This is a genomic window from Dyadobacter beijingensis DSM 21582 (assembly GCF_000382205.1).
Taxonomy (GTDB): domain Bacteria; phylum Bacteroidota; class Bacteroidia; order Cytophagales; family Spirosomataceae; genus Dyadobacter; species Dyadobacter beijingensis.
The window spans coordinates 1118757-1145480 of record NZ_KB907789.1; the positions used below are offsets into that span (position 1 = coordinate 1118757).

Genomic DNA, 26724 nt, shown 5'->3' on the forward strand with positions numbered 1-26724 from the left:
AAGAAAAGAGGCCGCCTCAAATCAATTTGAGGCGGCCTCTTCGTTCTTTGTGATCCCGTTGTGATTCGAACACAAGACCTACTGCTTAGAAGGCAGTTGCTCTATCCAGCTGAGCTACGGGACCTGGAATTTGAAAAAACCTACTGCTTAGAAGCGGATCTCCGCACGGGCAGTTTGGGCCATTTAAGGTCATAAAAAAAGGCAGTCAGCAGTGCAGTTATACTGCATACGGCTTACTGCCTTTTTGCTTTTTGTCGGGGAGACAGGATTCGAACCTGCGACCCTCTGGTCCCAAACCAGATGCGCTACCGGACTGCGCCACTCCCCGATAATTTTTCTCTTCTACTTTAAGAAGAGCACTTTGGCGAACGTTGAAAACCGCGTGGAGGAAGCGGGATTCGAACCCGCGGTACCCTTGCGAGTACGGCAGTTTAGCAAACTACTGGTTTCAGCCACTCACCCATCCCTCCGTTCTTCCGTCGTTCGGGAGTGCAAATATAGCAGGTCTATTTTCAGAAAAGCAAACATTTCAAGAAAAAAAACTTCACCAGAAGCCTTAAATGCCTATTTTTGCCCAAGTTTAAATTACACAATTCGTTCATTATGAACTGGAATTACCCCTTTGAAAGCACTGAATATTTTTTTATATTTTTTTTCATTTTCGCTTACACAGCCTACATTATCCGTACTGTTCGCATTGCCCGGCAGCTGCAAACCACTGCCCGTACCCTTATCATCAAACTCTTTTTACGCAGTATTACCTTCTCGCTTCTGATCATTAGCCTGCTCGGGCCGTCGTTCGGCGAGGCGGAGCGCGACATTCAGGCGAAGGGTAAGGATATATTCATGGTCGTGGACTTGTCGAAGTCGATGGACGCGGCGGACGTGACGCCCTCGCGGCTCGAAAAAGTGAAGTTCGAGCTCAACCGCTTCATCGAAAACGAGCGCGCCAACCGGATCGGCATTATCATCTTCTCCAACGACGCCTACATACACGTGCCGCTCACGTACGACGCGGCCGCGCTCGAACTGTTCATCCAGTCCCTGCAAACCGACCTGCTGCCGACGAATGGTACCAATGTGTGCGGCGCCATTGAAATGGCCTATAACAAACTGATGAATGCCGCCGATCCGACGAGCCGTGCGAAAATGATGGTACTGTTTACCGATGGTGAGAACAGCAGCACCTGCACCAACGCATTGTTCAATAACCTGCGCCGCTTCGGTATCGGGGTGTATTCGGTGGCGGTGGGCACGAAAGTGGGCATCAGCATCCAGCAGAACGGGAAGCCTTTAATGGATAAAAACGACAAGCTCGTGATCAGCAAGCTCGACGAGAATTTCCTGCGCGGCATCGCCGGTTCCGCGCGCGGCAGCTATTACGAACTGAATAATTCGAAGAACGACATTCAAAAGCTGATCAGCGATATTAACCAGGCCGAGGGAGCGCTGATCGACTCCCGCACGATCACCGTCGTTTCCAACAAATACTACTATTTCCTCGGCGCGGCGCTGATATTGATCCTGCTCGATGTACTAATTACCATCGGAACGTTTCGACTGTAAGCAGCAATTCCCTATTTTTGCACGCAAATGTGAACCGATATGACGTCTCTGATCCTCTATGTCCTGCTCTGGCTTTGGGATAACCGGACCTTCGATTCCATTACCAAGGCGAACCAGCGAAAGCTCGATGCGGAACAGGCGTTCCAGAAAAAGGAATTTACACGGTCTGCCGAGCTGTACCACCAGATTACCTACGGCTCACTCTTTTCAGATCCCGCTGCGCGACTGAACCTTGCGCATTCGCTATATAAAATGGGCGACTATAAACAGGCATTGAAACATTACCGGCTGCTGAGTGATATCGGTAACAGCGGTATCGCGTCGGTGGCCAATGCGCAGATCGCCCTGATCCTCGTCAACAGAAAAGATACCGCCACCGCGCTGACCAGCCTGCGGACCGCATTGCGGCTCGAACCGGGCAACACGCTGGCCCGTAACAATTACATTATCCTGAAAAAGAGCTTCTCGGGCGTGGATGAACAGTCGGACATCAGGACCCGGAAACGGAAGTCGAACCAGCAGCAGCCGAACCAGGTCCAGCCGGCACCGCCGCCTGCCCCGCCGCAGGAAATACGCGAGGTGAGCGAGGATTTAAAAAAAGAGGAATTACTGAAAAGCCTCAAAGCGATGAACATGAGCGAAGAGCAGGCCAGGGCCATTCTCGATGCCATGAAATCGAACGAATCGCAATATATTTACCAGCTCCGCCGGAAGCAGTACAACCAGAAACCGGCGCAAAAGAGCGAAATCGAATGGTGATTTTATCCATAATCTAATGAACAGCATACCAGCAACCAACTTCCAGTTCCCCGGCCAGACGGCATTTTACAAAGGGAAAGTCCGCGACGTGTACTCTTTCGACAAGCGTCTGGTGATGATCGCTACCGACCGCATTTCGGCATTCGATGTGATCCTGCCCCGCGCTATACCCTACAAAGGCCAGGTTTTGAACCAGATCGCCGCCCACTTCCTGAACGCCACCTCCGACATCGTGCCCAACTGGCTCGAAGAAGTGCCCGACGCGAATGTGAGCATCGGTATCAAATGCCAGGCTTACCCGGTGGAAATGGTAGTACGCGGTTACCTCGCCGGCCACGCATGGCGCGAGTACAAATCCGGCAAGCGCGAAGTATGCGGTGTGGCATTGCCCGAGGGTTTGAAGGAAAACGACAAACTCCCCCAGCCTATCATCACACCTACGACGAAGGCGCACGAAGGCCACGATGAGGACATTTCGAGGGAGCAAATCCTCGCGCAGGGGCTCGTAAGCGAAGACGAATATGAGCATCTGGAACGCTACACGCTCGCATTGTTCGCGAAAGGGACTGAAATGGCGGCCGATCAGGGATTGATATTGGTGGATACCAAATATGAATTCGGCCAGCTGGATGGCACGATTTATTTGATTGACGAAATCCATACGCCCGACTCTTCAAGGTACTTCTATAAAGATACTTATGAGGAAAATCAGCGCGCCGGAATAGCCCAAAAGCAGCTTAGCAAGGAATTTGTAAGAGAATGGCTGATCGAAAACGGCTTCCAGGGTAAAGACGGCCAGAAAGTGCCTGAAATGACCGACGAAAAAGTGACGTCCATCTCAGAGCGCTACATCGAGCTGTTCGAAAAAGTGACCGGTATGAAGTTCCAGAAAAACAACCTGGACCACCCGCTGGAGAGAATTGAAAAAGCAGTGCTCCGCGCACTGGCCTGAGCCGAACTACCGCTTAACAAAATATTTGTTCGACAAAACGACAACCGAAATGGATTTTAAACTGGAAAAGAAAGAACAATACGTGTATATCGAAACGGATGCGACCGCTTTTGCGGACGATGTGCCCGCAGCCTTCGAAGAAACGGCCCGCTCACTCTTCCGGGAGGGCTACCACAGCCTGATCGTCAACATGCAGACCGTGAAGTCGCTGGACGCTACGGGGATTACCACATTAAAGAAGGTGAATTACCTCTGTGCGAACGACCTTGGGATGCTCGCGATCGTTACCCGCGATGACGATTTCATAGACCTCCTGGAAGACCTGCGCATTCCCGACCTGACGGTTTTACCTACCAAAGAAGAAGCGATCGACGCCATTTTCATGCACAGCCTGGAAAACGAGTTCGGTGCCGGCGACGACGACTATGACGATGAAGACTACGAGGGCGTGAGCGAATCGAAAGAGCCCTGATATTTGAATAGTATAATTTTCAGCCACTTACACGAACGTCCCGCCGAAGCCCGGCGGGACGTTTTTCTTACGTCATTCTAACACTTTTTATATTTTTCGCAGGCGCTTTTTGTAATCCTCCAAGTCACCTCAAAAAGCCTTCCAGCGTGTGCCAAATGGCAATAAATCCCTCGATTCATTGCACATTTATCAATATTCTGATAATAATTGTAATTAATCGGCCAAATCCATATTGGTGATATAAAATTTTGCCATTCCCATAATAAGCCAAATATTTTTTATGGGTATATTGCGTGGCTTTACCCAAAACATCACACACTGGCGTTTTCGCTTTCCTTTTAAAGTGCTTATTTAAACAGATTCTAATTACGAATTTGTTAATTACCTACAATTCGATAAATGTCGCAAATGTCTGAACAAATGGTAGAAAATCAGGGACTGTACCGCCCGGAATTTGAGCATGATGCATGTGGAATCGGTTTCCGGGCTAACATCAAGGGTCGTAAGTCGCACCAGATCGTGGCTGATGCCATTCATATGCTCGAAAGGATGGAGCATAGGGGTGCTACTGGTTTTGACCCTAACACCGGTGACGGTGCTGGTATTTTAATTCAGATCCCTCACGAGTTCTTTGTAGAAGAATCTACCAAGTTGGGCTTTCACTTGCCGCCGGCAGGTGAGTATGGTGTAGGGATGATCTTTTTCCCCGGCAGCGAGCTTGCCAGGGAAGAAAGCAGGGATATTCTGAACCGAAAGATCAAGAAGCTGGGCCTTCAACTGCTCGGCTACCGCAAGGTTCCTACATTGAACAATACCCTGGGTGAAGGCTCTCTCTCCGTTGAACCGGTAGTAGAGCAGGTTTTCATTAAACGTCCGGACGACATTACGGACGATATGGCGTTTGAACGCAAGCTGTTCATTCTCCGCCAGGTTGCTGCACGATTGATTAAAGACACGGTCAAAGGCGCGAAAAATTTCTATTTCTCCTCGCTTTCAAGCCGTACTATCTCATACAAAGGGCAACTTACGACTGCCCAGCTGAAATATTACTTCCCGGACCTGGAAAACGAGTCGGTGGTATCTGCATTGGCAGTAGTACACTCGCGTTTCTCGACCAACACCTTCCCTTCATGGGAGCTGGCCCAGCCGTTCCGCTACATCGCGCACAATGGCGAGATCAACACCGTGAAAGGTAATGTGAACTGGATCCGCGCCGGGGAAAAATCATTCGAGTCCAAATTCTTCTCGAAAGAAGAAATGGATATGCTCCTGCCCATTTGCGACAGGAACCAGTCCGACTCCGCCAACCTCGACAATGCGATCGAACTGCTGCACCTTTCGGGCCGCTCATTGCCGCACGTCATGATGATGCTTATCCCCGAAGCATGGGACGGCAACGAGCAAATGGACCCTGAGCGCAAGGCATTCTACGAATACCACGCGGCCATTATGGAGCCTTGGGACGGTCCTGCATCGATCTCATTCACCGACGGCAAAATGGTAGGCGCTACGCTCGACCGCAACGGTCTGCGCCCGTCACGCTACTGGGTACTCGACGACGATACCATCATCATGGGCTCGGAAGCGGGTGTATTGGAAGTGGACCAGGCGCGCGTCGTAACCAAAGGCCGCCTGCAACCCGGACGTATGTTCGTGGTGGATATGGAGCAGGGCCGCATTGTTCCCGATGAAGAAATCAAATCGCAAATCTGCACCGCGCAGCCTTACCAGCAGTGGCTGGACGAGAACAAGCTGCACGTGGACGCGCTCGATCACCCGATCCGCACGTACCGCGCATACGACGAGAATGCATTGCTGAAACGTCAGGTTGCATTCGGTTATACTTCGGAGGATTTGCGCATGATCCTCGGGCCAATGGCTCAGACGGGCATGGAAGCGATCGGTTCGATGGGTACCGACTCGCCGCTGGCCGTTCTTTCGGACCAGTCACAGCATTTGTCTACCTATTTCAAACAGCTCTTTGCACAGGTTACCAACCCGCCGATCGACTCGATCCGCGAGCGTGCGATCATGTCTTTGATCTCTTTCGTAGGCAGCACCGAGAACATTCTCACTGAAACGCCAAAACATTGCCGCCAGATCGCATTGCCGCACCCGATCCTTTCGGTGCAGGAATTCGACAAGCTGCGTTTTGTAGATAAAGACGGCTTCCAGGCCAAAACCATCAATACGTATTTCCGTGCCGACGAAGGCGGAAAAGCATTGGAAAGAGCATTGGACAGAATCTGCCGTTACGCGGTAGACGCGATCGAAGACGGATTTGAGATCCTTATCCTCTCCGACCGCGCCATCGACTCCGACCACGCGCCGATCCCTTCACTGCTCGCAACGGCAACCATCCACCACCACCTGATCCGCGAGGGATTGCGTGGTAAAGTGGGCTTGCTCGTAGAAGCGGGAGACGTTTGGGAAACCCACCACGTAGCGACGCTGATCGGCTACGGTGCAGCGGGTATCTGCCCTTACATGGCGTTCGAAACGCTTTCGTACATGAACCGCAAAGGCATGATCGAAGGCGAGTTCACCGACGAAAAACTGCATTACAACTACATCAAGGCCGTTAACAAGGAGCTTTTGAAGATATTCTCCAAGATGGGAATCTCGACCCTGCAATCTTACCAGGGTGCGCAGATCTTCGAATGCGTGGGCTTGAACAAGGACGTAATCGACAAATATTTCACAGGAACCATCTCGCGTATCAGCGGTATGGGTATTCCTGAGATTGCCCGTGAAATCCTCGTACGTCACAAAGTGGCTTACCACGAAAGCGCGGAGCAAAAGCCAAGACTGGAAGTAGGTGGTGTTTACCAATGGAAACAACGTGGTGAAGCACACATCTTCAACCCGCAGTCGGTGCATTTGCTGCAACAATCTACCCGCAATGCGAGCTACGAACAGTTCAAGAAATACTCTAAACTGATCGACGAACAGAGCCACAAAGCGCTGACGTTGCGCGGCTTGCTGAAATTCAAAAAAGGCAATGCGATTCCTCTGAGTGAGGTAGAGCCGGTTGAAAATATTTTCAAACGCTTCGCGACAGGTGCCATGTCTTTCGGATCGATTTCATGGGAAGCGCATACGACGCTGGCGATTGCGATGAACCGCATCGGCGGTAAATCCAACTCCGGTGAAGGTGGCGAGGACGAGCTGCGTTACAACAAGCTGCCGAACGGCGACAGCATGAATTCGCAGATCAAACAAGTTGCTTCGGGCCGTTTTGGTGTAACAAGCCACTACCTGAGCAATGCGGGCGAGCTGCAAATCAAAACTGCCCAAGGTGCAAAACCGGGCGAAGGTGGTCAGCTTCCGGGCTTTAAGGTGGACGACTGGATCGGCCGTACCCGTCACTCGACGCCGGGCGTGGGCTTGATCTCCCCTCCTCCTCATCACGATATTTACTCGATCGAGGATTTGGCGCAGCTGATCTTCGACCTTAAAAATGCCAACCGTGCTGCACGTATCAGCGTGAAGCTGGTATCCGAAGCCGGTGTAGGAACCGTAGCATCCGGTGTAGCGAAAGCACACGCCGACCACATCCTTATCTCGGGTTACGACGGTGGTACCGGTGCCTCTCCATTGAGCTCGATCCGCCACGCGGGTCTGCCATGGGAACTTGGCTTGGCTGAAACGCACCAGACTTTGGTAAGAAACAAACTGCGCGGACGGGTAACCGTTCAGGCCGACGGACAGCTCCGTACCGGCCGCGACCTCGCGATCGCCGCATTGCTTGGTGCCGAAGAATGGGGTGTAGCAACGGCAGCATTGGTAGCAGCCGGCTGTATCATGATGCGTAAATGCCACCTGAACACCTGCCCGGTAGGTGTAGCTACGCAGCGTAAGGAACTCCGCGCATTGTTCTCGGGCAAGCCTGAGCACGTGGTGAACATGTTTACCTACATGGCGGAAGAGCTGCGCGAGATCATGGCCCAGCTTGGTTTCAGAACCGTAAATGAAATGGTTGGTCAGGCCCAGTACCTCGAACTGCGCAATGATATCAAACATTGGAAATACAAAAACCTGAACTTCGACGCGATCCTGTACAAAGAGGGCGACCTTTCGGTAGCCCAATTCAAGCAGGAAGAGCAGGACCACGGTATCGACGCCATTCTCGACCTCGACCTGATCCGTTCGGCGCAGCCCGCATTGGAGAAGAAAGACGAGATTTATGCAGAATTTCCGATCAACAACCTGAACCGGTCGGTGGGAACGATGCTTTCGAACGAAATCTCGAAGAAATACGGCGGCTCAGGCTTGCCAAACGGCAATATCCACTTCAAATTCCGCGGTACTGCGGGCCAGAGCTTCGGTGCATTCAATACCTTGGGTGTACGCCTCGAACTGGAAGGTGACGCGAACGACTACTTCGGAAAAGGCCTCTGCGGCGCCGAACTGATCGTGTACCCCGACCGCGACGCGAAATTCAAGCCGGAAGAGAACATCATCATCGGTAACGTGGCATTCTACGGTGCTACTTCGGGTGACGCCTACATCCGCGGAACGGCGGGCGAGCGCTTCTGCGTACGTAACTCGGGCGCGAAAGTGGTTGTGGAAGGTGTCGGCGACCACGGTCTCGAATACATGACGGGCGGGTTGGCGATCATCCTCGGCGAAACAGGCCGCAACTTCGCGGCGGGTATGTCGGGCGGTGTGGCTTACGTCCTCGACAAGAACGGAACCTTCGAAGAGAAAGTAAATAAAGAAATGGTGTCGCTCGAAGCATTGAATGAAGAAGACAAAACGATTCTTCGCGAGTATCTGGATAAACATTTCCAGTACACGACCAGCAACATCGCTTTCCAACTGATCCAGAACTGGGAAGAATCTGTGAAGCAATTTGTGAAAGTAATGCCATCCGACTTCCGCAAAGCGCTGGAAGGACGCGGTATCACGCTCGCACAGCAGATTGCAGACAAGAACGTGGTGTACAAAGACATCGTCGTAGACGTGGTACACCAGTAATTTTCAGTTTCAAGATCAACTATCAGAATTTTTTAAATCAGTAATAAGAATGGGAAAACCAACCGGATTTTTAGAGTTTGAAAGGGAGTTGCCGAAAAAAAGAAGCGTAGACGAGCGCTTGAAAGACTACCGTGAGATTGAAACCGCACCAACCGACTCTAATTCCAAACAGCAGGCAGCCCGTTGTATGGACTGCGGAATTCCTTTTTGCCATAATGGTTGTCCGCTGGGCAACATCATCCCCGAGTTCAACGACGCGGTGTATGATGAAAACTGGGGACTGGCCTACGAAATATTAGCGTCTACCAACAACTTCCCTGAATTCACAGGCCGCATTTGCCCCGCTCCTTGCGAAGCATCCTGCGTACTGGGTATCAACAAGCCGCCGGTAGCGATCGAGTACATCGAGAAATCGATCATCGAAAAAGCATTTGAACTAGGTTTGGTGAAACCACGCATCCCGAAAACCCGCACCGGTAAAAGAGTGGCGGTGGTAGGTTCGGGGCCTGCGGGTATGGCAGCTGCTTACCAGCTCAACCAGGCCGGTCACTCGGTAGTGTTGCTGGAAAGAGCAGATAAAATCGGTGGTTTGGTACGTTACGGTATCCCCGATTTCAAACTTGACAAAGGCATTATCGACCGTCGTATGGCGGTGATGGAAGCCGAAGGCGTGGAGTTCCGTACCGGCGTAAATGTAGGTGTGGATATCAAAGCGGACGAGCTGCAGAATGAATTCGACGCCGTGCTGCTGACGATGGGATCGACCGTTCCGCGCGATGTGAAAATCGCGGGCCGTCAGTTCAAAGGCGTACACTTTGCGATGGAATTCCTGAGCCAGCAGAACAAACGCGTTGCCGGTATCGACCGCGTGATGGATCACCGCGGCGTGGCTTACCCGAATGGCGAAATCCTTGCGACCGACAAGCACGTGGTGGTAATCGGTGGCGGTGATACGGGTTCCGACTGCGTGGGTACTTCGGGCCGTCACGGTGCGAAATCCGTTACGCAAATCGAACTCATGCCGATTCCTCCGAAAGACCGCGACGCCAGCACCCCTTGGCCGAACTGGCCGATGATGCTCCGCACATCGACCTCACACGAGGAAGGTTGCGACAGACACTGGTCCATCAATACCAAGGAATTCATCGGTGACGAAAACGGTAACCTGACCGCATTGAAGATCGTAGACCTCGACTGGCAGAAAGACCCTGAAACGGGCCGTATGCAAATGAAAGAGGTAGAAGGCAGCGAGCGTACCATTCCTTGCGACCTGGCCTTTTTGGCAGCCGGCTTCCTGCACCCGCAGCAAGAAGGCCTGTTGAACGACCTCGAGCTGGAATTCGACGAGCGCGGCAACATCAAAACCAACGGATACCAGTCGACTTCCAACGAGAAGATCTTCGCAGCGGGCGACTGCCGCCGCGGACAATCGCTCGTGGTATGGGCGATCAGCGAAGGCCGCGAAGCGGCACGTTCGGTGGACGAGTACCTGATGGGTGAGTCATTCCTCGAAGCCAAGGCTGTATCGATGCTGAATCCTGTATTTGCACATGCATAATCAAGACAGGATTTAAGCCAGCCTCTATATCATGTATCACAAGAAAGCTGCCCTACCCGGCAGCTTCTTGTTTTATATCCCTTTATATTTGGCTTCAAAATATCATCACGCTATATGTTTTTGCATTATTCGCCATTCTGGCTGAAAGCATTTTTCCCGGGCTTTATCTGGCACATCCCCACGAAGGAAAAGGCCATATACCTCACTTTCGACGACGGCCCTATCCCGGATATTACCGAGCAGGTGCTGGAAATATTGGCCCGGTACAATGCAAAAGCGACATTTTTCAGCATCGGCGCGAATGTCCGGAAACATCCGGACATATATGAAATGGTGCAAAACGGCGGACACGCCATAGGCAACCACACATTCAACCACATGAACGGCTGGAAAACTGAGGACGCCGTTTACCTCGAAAACATTCAGCAATGCAAGGAACAGCTGGGCCTCGAAACGAAGCTTTTCCGTCCGCCTTACGGACGCATCCGGAAGAGCCAGTCGAGCGTGGTTTTGCGGGACAAGCAGATCATTATGTGGGACGTTCTCAGCGGCGACTTCTCCGCAGAAATCACCCCTGAAATTTGTTTAAAAAAATCCATCCAACACACCCGGCCCGGCTCCATCGTGCTGTTCCACGACAGTATCAAAGCCGCTAAAAACATGCTTTATACGTTGCCTCGCTACCTCGAACATTTTAACGAGAAGGGTTACCGTTTTGTAGCATTACCCATGTAAATATGATTGAAACCCACGCCCACATATACAGCGACGATTACGCCGAAGACCGTACCGAAATGCTCGACCGCGCCTGGAATGCAGGAATTGAGCAAATATGGATGCCTAACTGCGACCATGAAACGATCGACGGCATGCTCGAACTCGCTGAAAAGTATCCCGGCAAATGCCTCCCGATGATCGGCCTGCACCCTACTTATGTGAAGGAAGATTTTGAAAAGGAGTTGCAGATCATGGAAGAATGGCTCGGCAAATATGCGTTTATAGCCATTGGCGAGATCGGCATGGACCTTTTCTGGGACGTTACATTTAAAGCGCAGCAGGAAAAGGCATTCCTGTACCAATGCGGCCTCGCGCGCAAGCATAACCTCTGGATCGACATTCACAGCCGGAGCGCATTCCGGGAAACTGTAAAACTCATCGAAGACTTTGCCGATCCCGCATTAACCGGCATTTTCCATTGCTTTACGGGCACATTGGACGAAGCGCAGAAAGCGATTGAGCTCGGTTTCAAGCTCGGTATCGGCGGCGTGGCCACATTCAAGAATGGCGGCCTGGACAAAGTGATACCGCACGTCGGGATCGAGCATTTGGTACTGGAAACCGACGCACCCTACCTGGCCCCCGTCCCCTACCGCGGCAAACGTAACGAAGTCGCCTACATCGATATCGTAGCCCAGCGCATAGCCGATCTGAAAGAAATGACCAAAACCGACGTCATCGCTGCCACCACGGCGAATGCTAAAAGCATGCTGCGGCAGGCGAGAAGTGAGTAATAGCAAACATGCCTGGCACTTGCATAAATCAGTAATTCAATGAGTTATACCAAAATACATATTAACCCCATTTCCCCGGAGCCCACTACCGGTTCGGTCCTTGTGATCTACACCGGGGGAACGCTGGGCATGGTGTACGAAACGAAGGGCAAGCAGCTTGTCCCGTTCGACTTCCAGCAGATTATTGAAAAGGTCCCCGAGATCAGCCGGCTGGATTTCGACATTACCTTTCTCTCCCTCCCTGAGCCGATCGATTCGTCGAACATGAACCCGGCGATCTGGGTGGAGCTCGCGACCATTATCGAGGCGCATTACGAGCAGTTCGACAGCTTTGTGATCCTGCATGGCACGGATACGATGGCTTACACGGCTTCGGCTTTAAGCTATTTGCTCGAAAACCTCAACAAGCCCGTCATCCTCACGGGCGCGCAGCTGCCCATCGGCGTGGCGCGTTCGGACGCGCGTGAGAACGTGATCACCGCATTGGAACTGGCGGCCGCCAAGAATGCGGAAGGGCATCCGATTATCACCGAGGTTTGCATTTATTTCAATTCCAACCTGCTGCGCGGTAACCGTTCCAAAAAGCAGGAAAGCTCGGATTTCAACGCATTCCATTCCGAAAACTATCCGGCGCTGGCAAATGCGGGCGTCAATATCGAATACAACTTTCCATACATCAAACCGTACAAACCGGGCTTGAAACTGAACGTCCACAAAAGCTTCGATAGCAACGTCGCATTCCTGAAAATGTTCCCGGGCATCAGCCGGCAAGTGGTGGAATCGATTTTGAATATCGAAGGGCTTAGGGGCATTGTGCTGGAAACCTACGGTGCCGGCAATGCCACTACCGAGCCGTGGTTTTTGAATGCAGTCAGCAATGCGATCGAAAAGGATATCGTCATATTCAATGTCTCCCAATGTGATGGTGGCCGTGTATCGCAGGGCCAGTACCAGACGAGCAAGTTCCTCCAACAGATCGGCGTGATCAGCGGCTCGGACATTACCGCCGAAGCGGCGATCACCAAAATGATGTACGTTTTCGCCTGCGAACGCCCCGGCGGCGCATGCGTGGACCTGCTCGGCAAGCCTCTCCGCGGAGAAATGAGCATTTGATTTTGGCTACTGCATTTGGAAACAACAATCTCTTCCTTATATTTGCACCCCGATAGAGAGGTGCCCGAGTGGTTGAAGGGGCTACCCTGGAAAGGTAGTATGTGGGTAACTGCATCGAGAGTTCGAATCTCTTCCTCTCTGCTGATAATAGTAACAAAAAGCATCAAAAGCCTGTAAATGAATCATTTACAGGCTTTTTCATTTTCACAGGTTAGTCAAAGCGTGCGTGCGAACTAATTCTTTAATAAATTGACGGGGATTCAAAACCTTACACGCCGGAAATATCCCCATGATGTCCTTTGATCTGAAAAATTTTTGGTTGAATAACAGGTATTTAAATATAGCCAAGCATCTGACATTCTGTTGGTTATACTGGATCTACATCCTCTCCGACTTTTCCGTCACATTGGGCCGCACCGGGGACGAGGAGTGGAATCGCATTCTGTCGAACTGCATTTTTGCCCTGATTATATTGTCGATATACTCGCTGATTTATGCGCTGCAGAAAAGCCTTCCGGATAAGTTCTACATATTTGTCTTTGTAGCGGTCTTCATTTATTTCCTCAATTCCTACGTCATTTATTATTCTTTTAAATTTATCGCTTCCACTCCCAATCCTTCCAAATTCGTGTCTTTTGGCTGGCAGAGAATGAAATCTGAAGCATTTTGGAGGATTCCCTTCAACCGGTTCATGGACCTCTACATCTGGGCGCTTACCGGTAACTACATTGTAATCCCGATTGCCATCATTGGAATCAGCAATACCTTTTCGTATTTCAACCGGATTTTAAAACTCCAGCGGAACAATCTGAGTCTGGAACTGGATTTTCTCAGGTCTCAGCTAAACCCTCATTTTCTGTTCAACAGTCTGAACAACATCTATTCCATGGTGGAAGAAACCAATGAACTGGCTGGCAATACGATCCTCAAACTAGCCGATCTCATGCGTTACTCCCTCTATGAATCCAGCTCGGAAAACGTGCTTCTTTCGCGAGAGATCCTGTTTTTAAAAGATTATATAGAATTGGAAAAAATCCGGCACACACCCGACACACTCATCAGCTTTAAGGCCGAAGGCAATTTCGACGGTCATCGGATTCCGCCTTTTCTGCTTATCCCATTTGTTGAAAATGCTTTTAAACATGGCCTGAATACCGTTGGAAAAAAATGGGTGGAAATAGTTGTACGCCTCGTTGATGGCAAACTGGCTTTTCAGGTAAGAAATAGCAAGCCCTCCATGCAAACCGAACCGCTGCAAAAAGGAGGAATCGGATTAGTAAACCTCAAGAAAAGATTGGATATTTATTACCCAAACCGTTATGAGTTAAAAGTTAACAACTCTGCCGCAGAGTATGACGTCTTCCTGCATATCAGCCTAAAATGAAGAAAGAAATCACGTGTATTATTGTAGACGATGAGCCGTTTGCACAGAATCTCTTGTGCCGGTTTGCGGAGCGATTGACCTACCTGAAGTTGCTTGGTGTCTATCCCAATGCATTGGAAGCGCTGGAAGCTGTCCGTAACCTCAATCCCGATGTGCTTTTCCTGGACATCTCGATGCCGGAAGTGACTGGTCTGGAAATGGTTAAAATACTGGGCGGCTCCCGTCCTTACATTATTTTCACGACCGCATATTCCAATCATGCTGCCGAGAGTTACGATTTCGAAGTAACCGATTACCTGGTCAAGCCCATCTCATTTGAACGTTTTGTAAGATCCGTCAACAAGGTCTCGGAGCAAATAAGCCTAAAAAGCAACACGTGGGGAGGAAACCCGGACAGCGATCCGGAGTCGTCCAAATCCGGCCATGCGGGGGACGACTTCTTCATGGTAAAAAGTAACAAAAAGCTGATCAAGGTGAATATCGGTGAAATCGTCCTTGTGGAAGGCATGAAGGACTATTTGAAAATTCATCTGACCGACTCTATGGTGATCATTCACATGACGATCGGGAAGATGGAGGAACTCCTTAAAAAACACCGGTTTATCAGGATCAACAAATCCTTCATCGTCAACATCAGAGAGATCAAAGCGATCGACGGCAATGAAATGGAGCTTTCCAACAAGCAGAAAGTCACCATCGGGGCGACTTTCCGGGATGTCGTCCTGAGTAATCTTCAAGGTAAAATCATATAGGTTTGTCTAAGGATTGCATCGTTTGATCTAAAATATTTTTTTGTTAGCGTCCTGTACAGTTTGTTTACGCCATACTTAAACAAAATAACTTATATCATGATGTCAGACAACTACCTAACTGTTAAGCTCGTACGAAAAAGGATCCTTACACTTAAGGCCAAAAAACCCATCAAGTCCGGTAACAAAAATTCTACCGACAGCACTACCATCACCGAGACTACCGGGTTCACATTAAGGTAGCCCGGAACCAGCGAAGCCCATTATTTTTTACGAAGTTCAAAATCAGAGCATGCGTGTAAAAAATCAAGCTGAATTTACTTCTTTCGATTTTTTCCTTGTCAGAAGACCTGCTTTACCTGTCGATTTCTTTTGCGGCCTTTATGAACTTTATAAAAAAGACGAACCGTCTTTTTCACAATCATTCAAGCGGCTTGTCGGCACCGATGAACACTTCCTGGAAGCCCTGTATGTAGCCTCGCCCGTCCTTCACGAGCGAACAACACAGTGGCTTTCAGGAACTTTCATTTCGGAAGAAACCAAACTCGTCAAAACCCTCTACAAGTACTGGGGAAGATTGTGCAGCCGCGCAACGCCTTTCGGCTTATTCTCCGGTGTTTCCCTCGGGCATTGGGGGAACCATACCAGCATCGTACCCTCCCGGTCCGGGGACCGGATTTTCATCGAACCGGACATACTGCTGTTAAACCAGATCAAAGACGTTGCATTAGCTACTTCGGATTTACAGGAAAAGTCGTTATTCTATCCTAACAACAGCATCTACAAGGTTGGAAATGATGTCCGGTATGTGGAATACGCCCAGGAGCAAAGGGAACGAAGCTATTTTATTTCTTCCATCAAAAACAGTGAAGCACTTCAAAGTGCCATTTCCCTGGCCAACGACGGGTGCTACCTGTCTGACATCAGAAACCATCTTTCGGCACACGGCCTTTCGGAGGCCAATGCTGCGGAGTTCGTCGACGATCTCGTGCAATACCAACTGCTGGTCTGTGATTTGTCCCCACGGATTACCACCACGAGCGGACTGCATGACTTTATCGATAAGCTGGGGCGGATGCAGGCTGACAGCCCCTTATTGCCGGTACTGACGCAAATCTCCGAAATGCTGGATTCGGACAAGGGCCGTATCAACGTTTACACGGACCTGCAAAACCTGATTGCGCAAAATTTCGAAGGAGTGACAGCCGATAACCTCGTTCAGATTACGTTGCAACAGGCTTACGAGAACCTATCGGTCGCACAATCATTCAGGGAACAAATTGAGCTTGATCTCTTAGAAATACAGCGTTTGTCGCAAAACAGGCCGAGTGTGAACCTCCTTCATTTCACCCGGGAGTTTTATAGCAAATATGGTAGCGCAGAAATTCCCCTGGCGCTTGCATTGGACGGAGAACTCGGGATCGACTATGGCCATGCATCCCGGCTAAGCAGCATTTCCGTTCTGGACGGGATAGACCTAACACCGAAGGAGAAGGTTACTGCCGAATTTACAGAATGGGATAATTTTCTACTTCGCCTATACCTGGATTACACCGAAAATCAGTCGGAGGAAATTAATCTTACCGCAGCGGATATCAGTGCGTTTACGTCTATGCCCAGGGTAAATCCGGGCTTTTACGCTTTTGGAAATATCATCGATGCGTCGGGTGGCGACGGGAAGGACCTGAAATTTTCCCTCGGTTACCTCGGAGGACAATCGGCGGCGGCATTATTGGCCCGGTTTTCCAATTCCAATCCAGCGCTGAAAGCGAAGCTGTTAGAAACGACAGCACATGAGCAGCGCTGTTTTCCCGATTCGGTGCTGGCAGAAATTGTCTTTTTGCCTGAGACGAAAACCGGAAATGTGCTGTCGCACCCGCCCTTGTACGCGTACGAGATTCCATACATTACGCTGTCCTCGGGAGAAGCGCAAAATCAATTGCCTGTCGATGATCTGCTTGTGTCTGTGACTGCCGGTGGCAGCGTCACGGTGCGTTCGAAAAAGTTGGGCAAGAAAGTGATACCCAGGCTGTCCAATGCACACAACTACGGGTCTGAGCTGCCGGTTTACCAGTTTCTTTGTGATATTCAAAATGAAACAGACGCGATTAGTTTCAGTTGGCGATGGTCCATGCTGAGCGGGCGGCCGGTCCTGCCCAGGGTGACCTACAATCACCTGATCCTGAGTAGAAAAACCTGGAATATCGAAAAATCCGGCTCCCTCGACCTGGACTGGTTTATCCGGCAGTACCGTGTCCCCAGATATGTTCAGTTGATTGAAGGTGACAATGAGATGCTGCTCGACTTACATTTACCGCTGGCCAAATCCATTTTGAGGGAGGAAGTCGAAAAAAAGGGCAAGGCACAGTTGAAAGAATTTCTGTCGGTGCCGTCGCAATGCATTATTCAAGATCAGAATGGCTCCTATTCGAATGAAGTGGTCATTCCATTAAAATCGGTGAACCATGTCCCGAATCCTTCGCAAACGGGGTCTTGTTCCATACCGGACGTTCAAAGGAAATTCAGCTTCGGCGATCCCTGGCTTTACGTGCAGATTTACACGGGTACTGCCATCGCAGATAGGATTCTTACGGAGATTATAAGGCCTTTCTGCGATCATTTATTGGAAGAAGGCCGGATTGAAAAGTGGTTTTTTATTCGCTACCAGGACCCACTCCCCCATCTCCGGTTGCGGTTTTTCAGTAGTTCGGACGCATTCAATCCTACGGAAATTGTGATGCATTTGAAGAAAAACCTGGCGCCATTTACCGATCAAAACCTGATCGACAAATCTGTGATCGGCACATACGACCGGGAGTTGGAGCGGTATGGGGCCGAAAATATTGAATTGGCCGAGACGATTTTTTTCATCGATAGTCACTGGGTTGCTTGTTCGATTGAGAAGATCGTCGAACATGAAGCGGACGAATACCGGTGGTTATATGCCTGCAAACTCATCGACGCCACATTGAATTCATTTGGATTTAAGCCGGAGGAAAAGGCTCTGCTCACCAGGCAGTTTATGGTGAACTTCCTGGGCGACTATGCGAATGGCGACAAGGTTGAAATTCAACTAAACGAAAAATTCAGGGCATTACGGCCGCAGGTAGTAACCGTTATGGAAACGGACGACGACCATACGGAAGGCCAGATAGGTGAACTATGCACCCAACTTTCGGCTAACCTGAAAGATGTGCTGATTAACCCCTCATTTTCGCCGGAGCAGATCGGATCATTGGTCCACATGACCTGTAACAGATTACTGATTTCAGAATCGCGTGAACAGGAATTGCTGATTTATCATTTTCTTCACAAATACTACAAAGGCAAAATCGCGCAGGAGCAAGCCTCGCGCAGGAAGTCGTAAAATTGGGCAGGTATGTCGAAAACAGCGGTTGGGTTGTCGAATAAATTTATGGCTCCGGATTTAATTTTCCACATTTGAAGCATCTGTTAGCCAGAACGAATTCCTCAGCCTTCGGCGCATGAAGTCCGGTATGGATCGTGCGCGCCGGCTGCATCACCATCTCCAAAAACTTTACACATGTCCAGCGAGCATAATCGAATAACCTGTGTAATTGTCGAAGACGAGCCACTCGCCCAAAACATTTATCACCGCTACCTGGGAAAGTTACCCGACATCGAACTGATAGCAACCTGCAACAATGCCGTGGAGGCCATTTCGGTGATACAAACCAAAAAGCCCGACTTTATTTTGCTGGACATCAACATGCCCGAAATGTCTGGGTTTGAAATGCTCAATGTACTCCGCCTGCACAGGCCCCTCGTCATTTTCTCGACAGCCTATGTCGAGCATGCGCTCAAAAGCTACGATTTTGATGCCCTGGACTACCTTCTGAAACCTGTTTCATTTGAGAAATTCATCCGGAGCATTGAAAAAGTAAAGGAGATGAAAAGCATGAAGGACGGCGTACGGGGCGGAACTGGGTGGCTGAGCGTACCACAGGAAGTCCAGGAAGAAAATGACTCCGCATTCGTCAAGTTTGACAAGAAAAATATGCGGCTGTTTTTTAACAATATCTCGGTCATCCAGGCGATGGAAGATTACCTCAAGATATTCCTGAAAGAACCCATCAATACATCGGGATATATTGTGATCCGGATGACGATGAAGGAGATAGAAGCGAAACTACCGGAACAAGCATTCCTTCGCATCAGCAGGTCCTTCATCGTGAACTTCCAGGACGTAATGGCCCTGGAGGGCAACGAAATCAAGCTGAAAGACGCGAGAAGGCTTCAAATCGGGCGGACTTTCAGGGATGATGTCCGGAAGAAAATAGAAGGCATCACGATCTGATTCCGTCAAACCGGTCGTTCACCGCAAAAAACATACCGTTTGTCGCTTTTCACAGCTGGCTATCTCAATTTTTTGACGTTCGAATCCATTTGATGTTGTTTTGTTCAGCTCACATAAATCCTGATACATATGAGACTTTCTATCGATGAACTTATGGTCAAATCCTTGCAGAATGACACCACCAATCCGCAAAGGCTCGAAATCCTTGAATCTCAGGACGCGTCTGTATTGAGAGGTGGTGACAGAGAACCCACGCGGCCTGTTTATGAATTTGAATACACCACTATCTGGCAAAAAGCGAGTATGTTATTAGACAACCTAAAATAATACGATCATGGGAAAAGACGACAAAAAACTGTTTGGTAAAAAAAAGGGAGCTAAAAAAGCCCTGGATGAAATTAGCAAGGGAGCCAACAAAATCATTGGTGAAAATATTCACGGCGGCTGGGTAGAGATAATGAGTGAAAGACTCGATGATGAAAAAAACTAGGCGATGAATGGGCATTTACTGAAAGGGTTAATTTTAAAAATTAGCAGTAGGTGTAATCTGGATTGCACCTATTGCTATATGTACAGCCATGGAGATCTGAGTTTTTTAAAACAACCCAAGTTCATGGATGAATCAACCATTAATGAGTTGATTGCCAGGCTCAAAATTTACTTCTCTCAGCATTCCGTTCCTAACTTTCAGCTGATCCTTCACGGGGGTGAGCCAACGCTCATGCCCGTTTCGAAATTTGACGAACTACTCACACACATTTCTGCGGAAATCGGAAACGCAACCCATATCCATTACGCCATTCAGAGCAATGGAATATTGCTCAATGATGCGTGGATTAACGTCTTCCGCAAGCATAAAGTATCACTGGGGATCAGCATTGACGGCCCCGAAAAAATCAACGACCTGCACAGGAAAGACCACAAGGGAAGAGGAAGCTTCCTGGCCGTAATGAATGGCCTGGAAATTTGCTGGAAAAACAATTATCCCTTTGCGCTGCTCGGCGTTCAGAACCCCGAAACCGACCCCGAAGAGATTTATTCATTCATTAAAAGCACCAGGGCTTCCAATATCGACTTTCTCCTCCCACATCACCACCACAGCAACAAACCCAGGCAGAAAGGATATGCCGAATGGTGGATAAAACTATTTGATACCTGGTTTTACGACGTCGACGAATCGAAGCCCAATATACGTTTCCTCACCCAGATCATTGTAAACTGTCTCGGCCTGGGCCAGGGATTTGACATGCTGGGCCAGGAAACCAACGACTATCTCGTGATCGAAACGGACGGAAGCATAGAAACCGTCGACGCGATGAAGATATGCGGCGATGCTTTTACCAAAGAAAGTTACCACCTGAAAACGCATTCCTTCGGACAGGCACTTGGTTCGCCGTTAATGAACCTGTACCATCAAAGCCATCAACGGCTTGCCCCCGAATGCCGGAAATGCCCGGTAGCCTATGTCTGCGGTGGTGGCTTTCTGCCTCATCGGTACAGCGTTGCCCGACACTTTAACAACCCTTCGGTATACTGCGAAGACCTGAAAAAAATCATCGTGCACGTACAGCATGCCATCATGGATGAGCTATCCGACGAAACAATACTGGAAGCCGGGCTGGAAAAACTTTGAGGAATGCAGCATTCATTGAGACGACGCATTAAAACGGTACCGAATATGAAATTACTATCCTGCCTGATCATATTTCTGCTGAACACGGCCGTTTTGCTTGCACAAAGGCCGGAGGAAATTAAACGCCCATTGGCCTTTTTCCCAAAGCAACGGGCCAAGGTGCTCATCGCCGGATCGTTTCATTTCGATTACCCTAACAAGGACATGGCCAAAGTGCAAAAGAGCGATCAGATTGATGTATTGACTGAGCCAAAGAAATCGGAAGTTACCGAACTGGTCAACTATATCAAGAAATTCAAACCTACAAAAATTGCCATTGAAGCATTTCCCGAATGGGAAGCTACCAGGAAACTGAATAGCTATAAGAAAGGGGAATTTTCAGATCAAAGGGACGAAAGGTATCAGCTGGCTATGCGGATCGCCAGTGAACTCAACCTGGATACATTGTACAGCATTGATTCCGAATCTTTTGACAAAGATTTGGTAAAGATCGATTCTGCATATTTTCAGGCATTTTTTGAAGAATACAATGTAAAAACCAATGACGAGTTCGTAACCATGTACCAGAACTGGTACAGCTATGATGATAAACTGGCCGCAAAGCTCACCCTTCTGGATTATTTCAAATATATGAATTCAGAAGAAGTCCATAAGCTGGGGTTCGGCAGTTATCTGATCGGTAATTTCAAACTGGAAGACCATCGGGGTGCGGATATTCTTTCCATTTGGTGGTATAACAGGAACCTCCGCATTTTCAGGAAATTACAGCAGATCACCCAGAGCAATGAGGATCGGATACTGGTGATATTTGGAAACGGGCATGCATCTGTTTTAAGACAATTGGTTGAAAGCTCCCCCGCCTACGAATTCGTTGAGTTTAGCAAGTTGTAACCACTGCTATGGCTTGACCGGGCTCATGAGCAGAAGCCAATTATAAATGGAAGTCTTATGAAACAGTTGATAGTTGTTGCTTTCGTCCTGGTAAGCAACTTTTCATTTTCGCAGATCACTGCGTCTAAAACATTAGCAAAGCCATTGGCAAAAGCGGAAGACGATCAAGAGTTTGATAGCGGCTCGACGCTCACCCGGGAACAGTTGCAGAAAATCCCGGGCAACGAGCTGGCCGAACTCGGTAAAATCTGGGGTTTTTTAAAGTACCACCACCCCGCCGTAGCCAGAGGTCAATATAACTGGGATTATGAACTGTTCAGGATACTGATCAAATATCGGGAAGCAGGCAGCAAGCCGGCAAAACAAGCATTGCTGTTGTCCTGGATCGACAGCCTGGGCCCTTTCGAAGAACAAAAATATACTGAGACACAACGCGGTCAAATTGCACTTCATCCTGATTTAAACTGGATTCAGTCTTCCGGTTTTCATGACAAACTAAAATCCCGGCTAACGGCCGTTAAAAACGCCGAAAGGACCGGGGAGCACTACTACATTGGAAACACGGAGGAGGAAAATCCGGAATTTAAAAACGAAAACCCTTACGAAGCAATGCACTACCCGGACGCCGGGTTTCGTTTGCTGGCCCTGTTCCGTTACTGGAATACGATCCAGTATTATTTTCCATACAGAAACCTGATAGACGGAAACTGGAACGATGTCCTACCCGAATTTATCCCCAAGTTCCTCAATGCCCCCGATGAGATACAGTACAAACTAACCGCATTGAAACTCATTGCGCGGATCAACGACACGCATGCGGATATGCAGGGCGACCCGGTGCTGAACAACTATTTCGGTGATAGAAATGCAGCGGTCGATGTTTCATTCGTAGAAAATGAAGCCGTTGTGACGGGATATTACCATAAAGTACTGGGTGCGAAGTCGGGGCTGAAAAAGGGGGATATACTCCAAAAAATCAACGGAACGGCGGTTACGGAAATTATCCGCGGGTCTCTTCCGGTGACGCCGGCTTCCAACTATCCTACACAGCTGCGTAAAATCGCCGCCAGGCTTTTGCGGACCAACGATTCCCTGATTGTCGTCGATTACCAACGCGGCCACGAAACCGGGAGACTGACGCTCAAAAGTTATGACCTGAAAACCATGCCGGTGCCGCGGAAAAATCAACGGAAAGACACTTGCTTCCGAATGATCCGGCCGGACATTTCCTATCTGTATCCGGGCTCATTCAAGAACCGCTACCTGCCGAAAATCACGCCGGAAATCCTTAAATCCAGGGGTTTGATCATCGATCTCAGGTGCTACCCCAGTGACGATCTGGTGGATACATTCTCAAATTCTTTACTTCCCGCTCCCCGGAAATTTGTAAAGTATTCCGTTGCGAAACTGACCGAGCCCGGCCTTTTTGAATTCGCAAGCCCCATTGAGATCGGCGCGGATAACGCGGATTATTTCAAGGGACAGGTTGTGATTTTGATCAATGAACTCACCCAGAGCGCTGCCGAATATACCGCCATGGCATTCCGGACCGCTCCGAAAGTCAAAGTGATCGGAAGTACCACTGCCGGCGCGGATGGCAACACGTCCCCTATCTATTTCCCGGGTAATCTGATGACCTATATCAGTGCTGTCGGGGTATTTTATCCCGATGGCCGGCAAACGCAGCGCGTCGGCATCATTCCCGACATCCGGATCACTCCTACCATTCAAGGTATCACGGAAGATCGTGACGAGTTAATGGAAAAGGCTATTGAAATTATCGACGGGAGCCGATAATTTCAATAGCCTTCTACCGGCTCAGGTTTCCGTCAGCTACGCGTCAAACAGTCCTCCAAAAATCCGGTTCAGTATGCTTTTTTCGTCTAATATGATCTCTGCTTTTCCTACAAATGTCGGCTGCTTTTCCAGTTTGTAGCCCGTATTGGTGACAAGTCCGTTGACCAGCTCGACATTCACACGGTACTGGCCTTCTATTTTCACCGGCAGTACTGAAACGATCTTCCCGACAATAAAGCCGAATTCGTTCTGCGAAAACTCGTCGAGGCTTATCTTTACCTCCTGCCCTACCTTGACCTTCCCTGAATTCTTAACAGGAATCTTGACCAGAACTTCGTAGTTTTTGATATCGGGAACAACCCATATCGTCCGCTTATCGGCATTTTCCTTGTAACCCTGGGAGAATGAGACGGTACCGGCGATCGTCGACCGAAAATAGGTTCTTTTCAAAGACCCTTTCTCCACTACCAGGCTGTCGCCGGCCTTCACTTGCTGCCCTTCCTTCACCAGGGGCGAATAGTCGTCGCCGGGGTTGGATACAAACCAGCTGACCCTGCGCGGCTTCTCTTTGGCCTGCAACTGGCTTTCTCCGATGATAATGTCAGGAAAGGAAATGTTGGCCGCTATGATGAGAATGACGATCACGACACCAAACAGCGCAGAGATGCCCCACCGGACAATCCACGGCGGTATCTGGCCGATGATGTCCTGAATTTCGTCACTCACTCTTTCGTATTCCGAGTTTGTATCTTTTGTTTCCATAGTTTTAGGCAGCTCCGAGCTCCAATTGATTTTTAACTAGTTCAAAATAATATCCCTTTTTGGCAGTCAGCTCCTGGTGTGTTCCCACTTCACGGATTTCACCGTTATGCAGCACCACAATCTGATCGGCGTTTTTCACGGTACTTAACCTGTGTGCAATCACCACAACTGTTTTTCCTTTGAAAAATTCATCCAGGTTCTCCATAATGACCTTTTCGTTGTTGGCATCCAGCGCGCTGGTTGCTTCATCGAAAAACATGTATTTCGGATCTTTGTAAACTGCCCGTGCTATAAACAGCCGTTGACGCTGGCCACCGCTGATCCCTGCGCCCGTGTTACCGATCCTCGTGGTAAATCCAAGTGGAAGCTTTTTGATGTAATCCTGCAAATTCGCTACGTGGATCGCTCTTTTCATTCTTGACTCCAAAATACGCTGGCCGTCGACAGCGATATTCCTGGCAATGGTGTCCGAGAAAATAAACCCGTCCTGCATCACGGTACCGCACTCTTTCCGCCACGCTTTGGCAGAGATCTGGTCGAGGTCCTCTCCATCCACCGTGATCTGCCCGGACGACAGTGGGTAGAACCTCAGGAGCAATTTCAGCAATGTTGTTTTCCCGCTGCCGCTGGAACCCACGATCGCCGTCACTTTTCCCTTGGGAATATGCATCGAAACATTTTTCAGAATCAGGGGGGAAGTACTGCTTCCATACCTGAATGAGACGTCGTTCAGCACAATGCCTTTGGTATCACTTTCCAAACTGTTCAGTTTCAGGATATCCAGGTCCTCTGCATCGTCCATATGGCCTCCCTGCATATGGTACTCCTCGTCCAATTCCTCATTCGGCTTGTTGTGTATTTCACCCAGGCGGTCCAAGCTGATTTTTGCATCCTGCACTTTCTTGACGAAGTTCATGATCTGGTTCAGCGGACCGTTCATTTGCCCGATGATGTAGGAGATACTCAGCATGGCTCCCAGGGTAATCTGCTGTTCCATCACCAATTTGGCAGCCAGGTACGAGATCAGGATATTCTTGATCTGCGTAATACAGTTGGCGCCTATTTCCTGGTATTGTTCCAATGAAAGGCTTTCGACACTTATTTTAAACAACTTGGCCTGAATCCTTTCCCATTCCCATCTCCGGGCCTGTTCGCAGTTGTTGAGCTTGATCTCCTGCATTCCGGTAATCAGTTCGTAAATGCTGTTCTGATTTTCCCGCAGCCGTTGGAACCGCATATAGTCCAGGTTTTTCCGGCGGTTCAGAAAAACAAAAACCCAGCTCACCGATATGATACTCCCGATAAAAAAGATTCCCAGAAGTGAAATGTTATAGGTCGAAAGCACCACCGAGAACACGAGCAGGTTGACCATCGAGAACAGCGTATTTAAAGTCGAACCCGTCAGGAACTCCTCTATCCGATGGTGGTCATTGATGCGCTGCGATATGTCCCCGACGTTTTTCGATTCGAAAAAATTAATGGGCAGCTTCATGAGCTTCGTCAGGAAGTTGGAAATAATCGAAACACTGAGCCGGGTATTGACGTGCAGCAAAATCCAGTTTCGAATCATATCGACCCCGATATTTCCTAAAAAGAGCAATAGCTGGGAAAACAATACCAGGTGGATAAAATTATAGTTTTGCAGCTGTATGCCGTAGTCGACCAGGCTTTGTGTCAAAAACGGGAACAATACGCTGATCAGGCTGCCCAGCAACATGCCCAGAAATATCTGCACGAGATATCGTTTGTAGGGCCTGAGATATTGAAAGAGGAATTTGAACCCGATCGGCGTTTGCTTGTGCTCCTCGGCGCGATCATAAAATTCCGGTGTGGGTTCCAGTAAAAGCGCCACGCCTTTTTCATCGTGGGAACTCGCCCAGCTCCGCATAAAGACCTTTTTATCCACCTTCACCAGCCCGTGGCCCGGGTCCGCAACGATCAGGACGCTTTCTTTGCGGAATAAGTTCTTTTCCTTCACATCATATAAAACAACATAATGCTCCTGGTTCCAGTGAAGTATACATGGCAGCGGCACCTCCGTGGCCAGCTGTTCGTAGCTCAGCTTGACGGGCAGCGTTTTGATACCGATTTTCTCCGCAGCCTGGCAGAGGCCGTTCAGGCTTACGCCGTTCTTCCCGATGTGCGCATTGGCCCTGAAAAAATCGAGGGAATAGTCTTTGCCATAAAATGCAGTAACCATCCTCAGACAAGTTGGCCCACAATCCATGTAGTCCAGTTGGCGAAAAAATTTATATTTGTTTTTCATATGCTTTTGGAGT

20 protein-coding genes and 4 tRNA genes are annotated in these 26724 nt (G+C 49.3%); 19 read left to right on the forward strand and 5 right to left on the reverse strand.

What is annotated here, in order from left to right; genetic code table 11:
• Positions 1-50: 50 nt before the first annotated feature.
• From H144_RS0123315 to H144_RS0123325, 3 genes are all read right to left on the reverse strand, one after another.
• Positions 51-124, reverse strand: a tRNA-Arg gene (locus H144_RS0123315).
• Positions 125-254: 130 nt separating this feature from the next.
• A tRNA-Pro gene (locus tag H144_RS0123320) sits at positions 255-328 on the reverse strand.
• A gap of 55 nt (positions 329-383) precedes the next feature.
• Positions 384-470: transfer RNA gene (locus tag H144_RS0123325), tRNA-Ser, on the reverse strand.
• A 133-nt stretch (positions 471-603) separates the two neighbouring features.
• Between H144_RS0123325 and H144_RS0123330 the strand changes: the two genes are divergently transcribed.
• From H144_RS0123330 to H144_RS32415, 19 genes are all read left to right on the forward strand, one after another.
• Positions 604-1566, forward strand: coding sequence for a vWA domain-containing protein (locus H144_RS0123330; RefSeq protein WP_019944532.1), 963 nt, complete (start codon positions 604-606; stop codon positions 1564-1566).
• Between the two features lie 39 nt (positions 1567-1605).
• Positions 1606-2325, forward strand: coding sequence for a tetratricopeptide repeat protein (locus H144_RS0123335; protein ID WP_019944533.1), 720 nt, complete (start codon positions 1606-1608; stop codon positions 2323-2325).
• Between the two features lie 16 nt (positions 2326-2341).
• Entirely contained in the window at positions 2342-3277 is a 936-nt protein-coding gene (locus H144_RS0123340) for a phosphoribosylaminoimidazolesuccinocarboxamide synthase (RefSeq protein WP_019944534.1), read from the forward strand.
• A gap of 49 nt (positions 3278-3326) precedes the next feature.
• Complete coding sequence (locus H144_RS0123345; protein WP_019944535.1) at positions 3327-3749, forward strand: STAS domain-containing protein; 423 nt, start codon at positions 3327-3329, stop codon at positions 3747-3749.
• A 399-nt stretch (positions 3750-4148) separates the two neighbouring features.
• A complete protein-coding gene (gene gltB, locus H144_RS0123350) occupies positions 4149-8729 on the forward strand; it encodes a glutamate synthase large subunit (protein WP_019944537.1) in 4581 nt (1526 codons plus the stop codon).
• A gap of 49 nt (positions 8730-8778) precedes the next feature.
• Positions 8779-10287, forward strand: coding sequence for a glutamate synthase subunit beta (locus tag H144_RS0123355; RefSeq protein ID WP_019944538.1), 1509 nt, complete (start codon positions 8779-8781; stop codon positions 10285-10287).
• A 114-nt stretch (positions 10288-10401) separates the two neighbouring features.
• A complete protein-coding gene (locus H144_RS0123360) occupies positions 10402-11022 on the forward strand; it encodes a polysaccharide deacetylase family protein (protein ID WP_019944539.1) in 621 nt (206 codons plus the stop codon).
• A gap of 2 nt (positions 11023-11024) precedes the next feature.
• Positions 11025-11798: a TatD family hydrolase gene (locus H144_RS0123365; protein ID WP_019944540.1), complete on the forward strand. Its 774-nt coding sequence runs from the start codon at positions 11025-11027 to the stop codon at positions 11796-11798.
• 39 nt (positions 11799-11837) lie between these two features.
• Positions 11838-12911 (forward strand): asparaginase, encoded by a 1074-nt coding sequence (locus H144_RS0123370; protein ID WP_019944541.1) that lies wholly within the window; start codon positions 11838-11840, stop codon positions 12909-12911.
• A gap of 54 nt (positions 12912-12965) precedes the next feature.
• Positions 12966-13052 (forward strand) — tRNA-Ser (locus H144_RS0123375).
• Between the two features lie 550 nt (positions 13053-13602).
• Positions 13603-14295 (forward strand): sensor histidine kinase, encoded by a 693-nt coding sequence (locus H144_RS34630; RefSeq protein WP_169409418.1) that lies wholly within the window; start codon positions 13603-13605, stop codon positions 14293-14295.
• On the forward strand, positions 14292-15047 hold the full coding sequence (locus H144_RS0123385) for a LytR/AlgR family response regulator transcription factor (protein ID WP_019944543.1): 756 nt from the start codon (positions 14292-14294) through the stop codon (positions 15045-15047). The genes H144_RS34630 and H144_RS0123385 overlap by 4 nt, the downstream gene beginning before the upstream one ends.
• Positions 15048-15336: 289 nt before the next feature.
• Entirely contained in the window at positions 15337-18411 is a 3075-nt protein-coding gene (locus tag H144_RS0123390; protein WP_019944544.1) for a lantibiotic dehydratase, read from the forward strand.
• Between the two features lie 177 nt (positions 18412-18588).
• The gene (locus tag H144_RS33460; RefSeq protein ID WP_019944545.1) at positions 18589-19362 is read left to right on the forward strand and encodes a LytR/AlgR family response regulator transcription factor; all 774 of its coding nucleotides are present in this window, start codon (positions 18589-18591) and stop codon (positions 19360-19362) included.
• Between the two features lie 129 nt (positions 19363-19491).
• The gene (locus H144_RS0123400) at positions 19492-19689 is read left to right on the forward strand and encodes a hypothetical protein (RefSeq protein WP_019944546.1); all 198 of its coding nucleotides are present in this window, start codon (positions 19492-19494) and stop codon (positions 19687-19689) included.
• Positions 19690-19696: 7 nt separating this feature from the next.
• On the forward strand, positions 19697-19852 hold the full coding sequence (locus H144_RS34420; RefSeq protein ID WP_019944547.1) for a hypothetical protein: 156 nt from the start codon (positions 19697-19699) through the stop codon (positions 19850-19852).
• A gap of 3 nt (positions 19853-19855) precedes the next feature.
• Positions 19856-20995 carry a radical SAM protein gene (locus tag H144_RS0123410; RefSeq protein ID WP_084600003.1) on the forward strand — a complete coding sequence of 380 codons (1140 nt, stop codon included), beginning with the start codon at positions 19856-19858 and terminating at the stop codon, positions 20993-20995.
• Between the two features lie 45 nt (positions 20996-21040).
• Entirely contained in the window at positions 21041-21886 is an 846-nt protein-coding gene (locus H144_RS0123415) for a DUF5694 domain-containing protein (protein WP_019944549.1), read from the forward strand.
• 57 nt (positions 21887-21943) lie between these two features.
• Positions 21944-23683 (forward strand): S41 family peptidase, encoded by a 1740-nt coding sequence (locus H144_RS32415; RefSeq protein WP_019944550.1) that lies wholly within the window; start codon positions 21944-21946, stop codon positions 23681-23683.
• A gap of 36 nt (positions 23684-23719) precedes the next feature.
• Here H144_RS32415 and H144_RS0123425 read toward each other — a convergent pair whose 3' ends face one another.
• Together H144_RS0123425 and H144_RS0123430 are read right to left on the reverse strand one after the other, a co-directional pair.
• Complete coding sequence (locus tag H144_RS0123425; protein ID WP_019944551.1) at positions 23720-24445, reverse strand: HlyD family secretion protein; 726 nt, start codon at positions 24443-24445, stop codon at positions 23720-23722.
• A 4-nt stretch (positions 24446-24449) separates the two neighbouring features.
• Positions 24450-26711 (reverse strand): peptidase domain-containing ABC transporter, encoded by a 2262-nt coding sequence (locus H144_RS0123430; RefSeq protein WP_026350937.1) that lies wholly within the window; start codon positions 26709-26711, stop codon positions 24450-24452.
• Between the last annotated feature and the right edge of the window lie 13 nt (positions 26712-26724).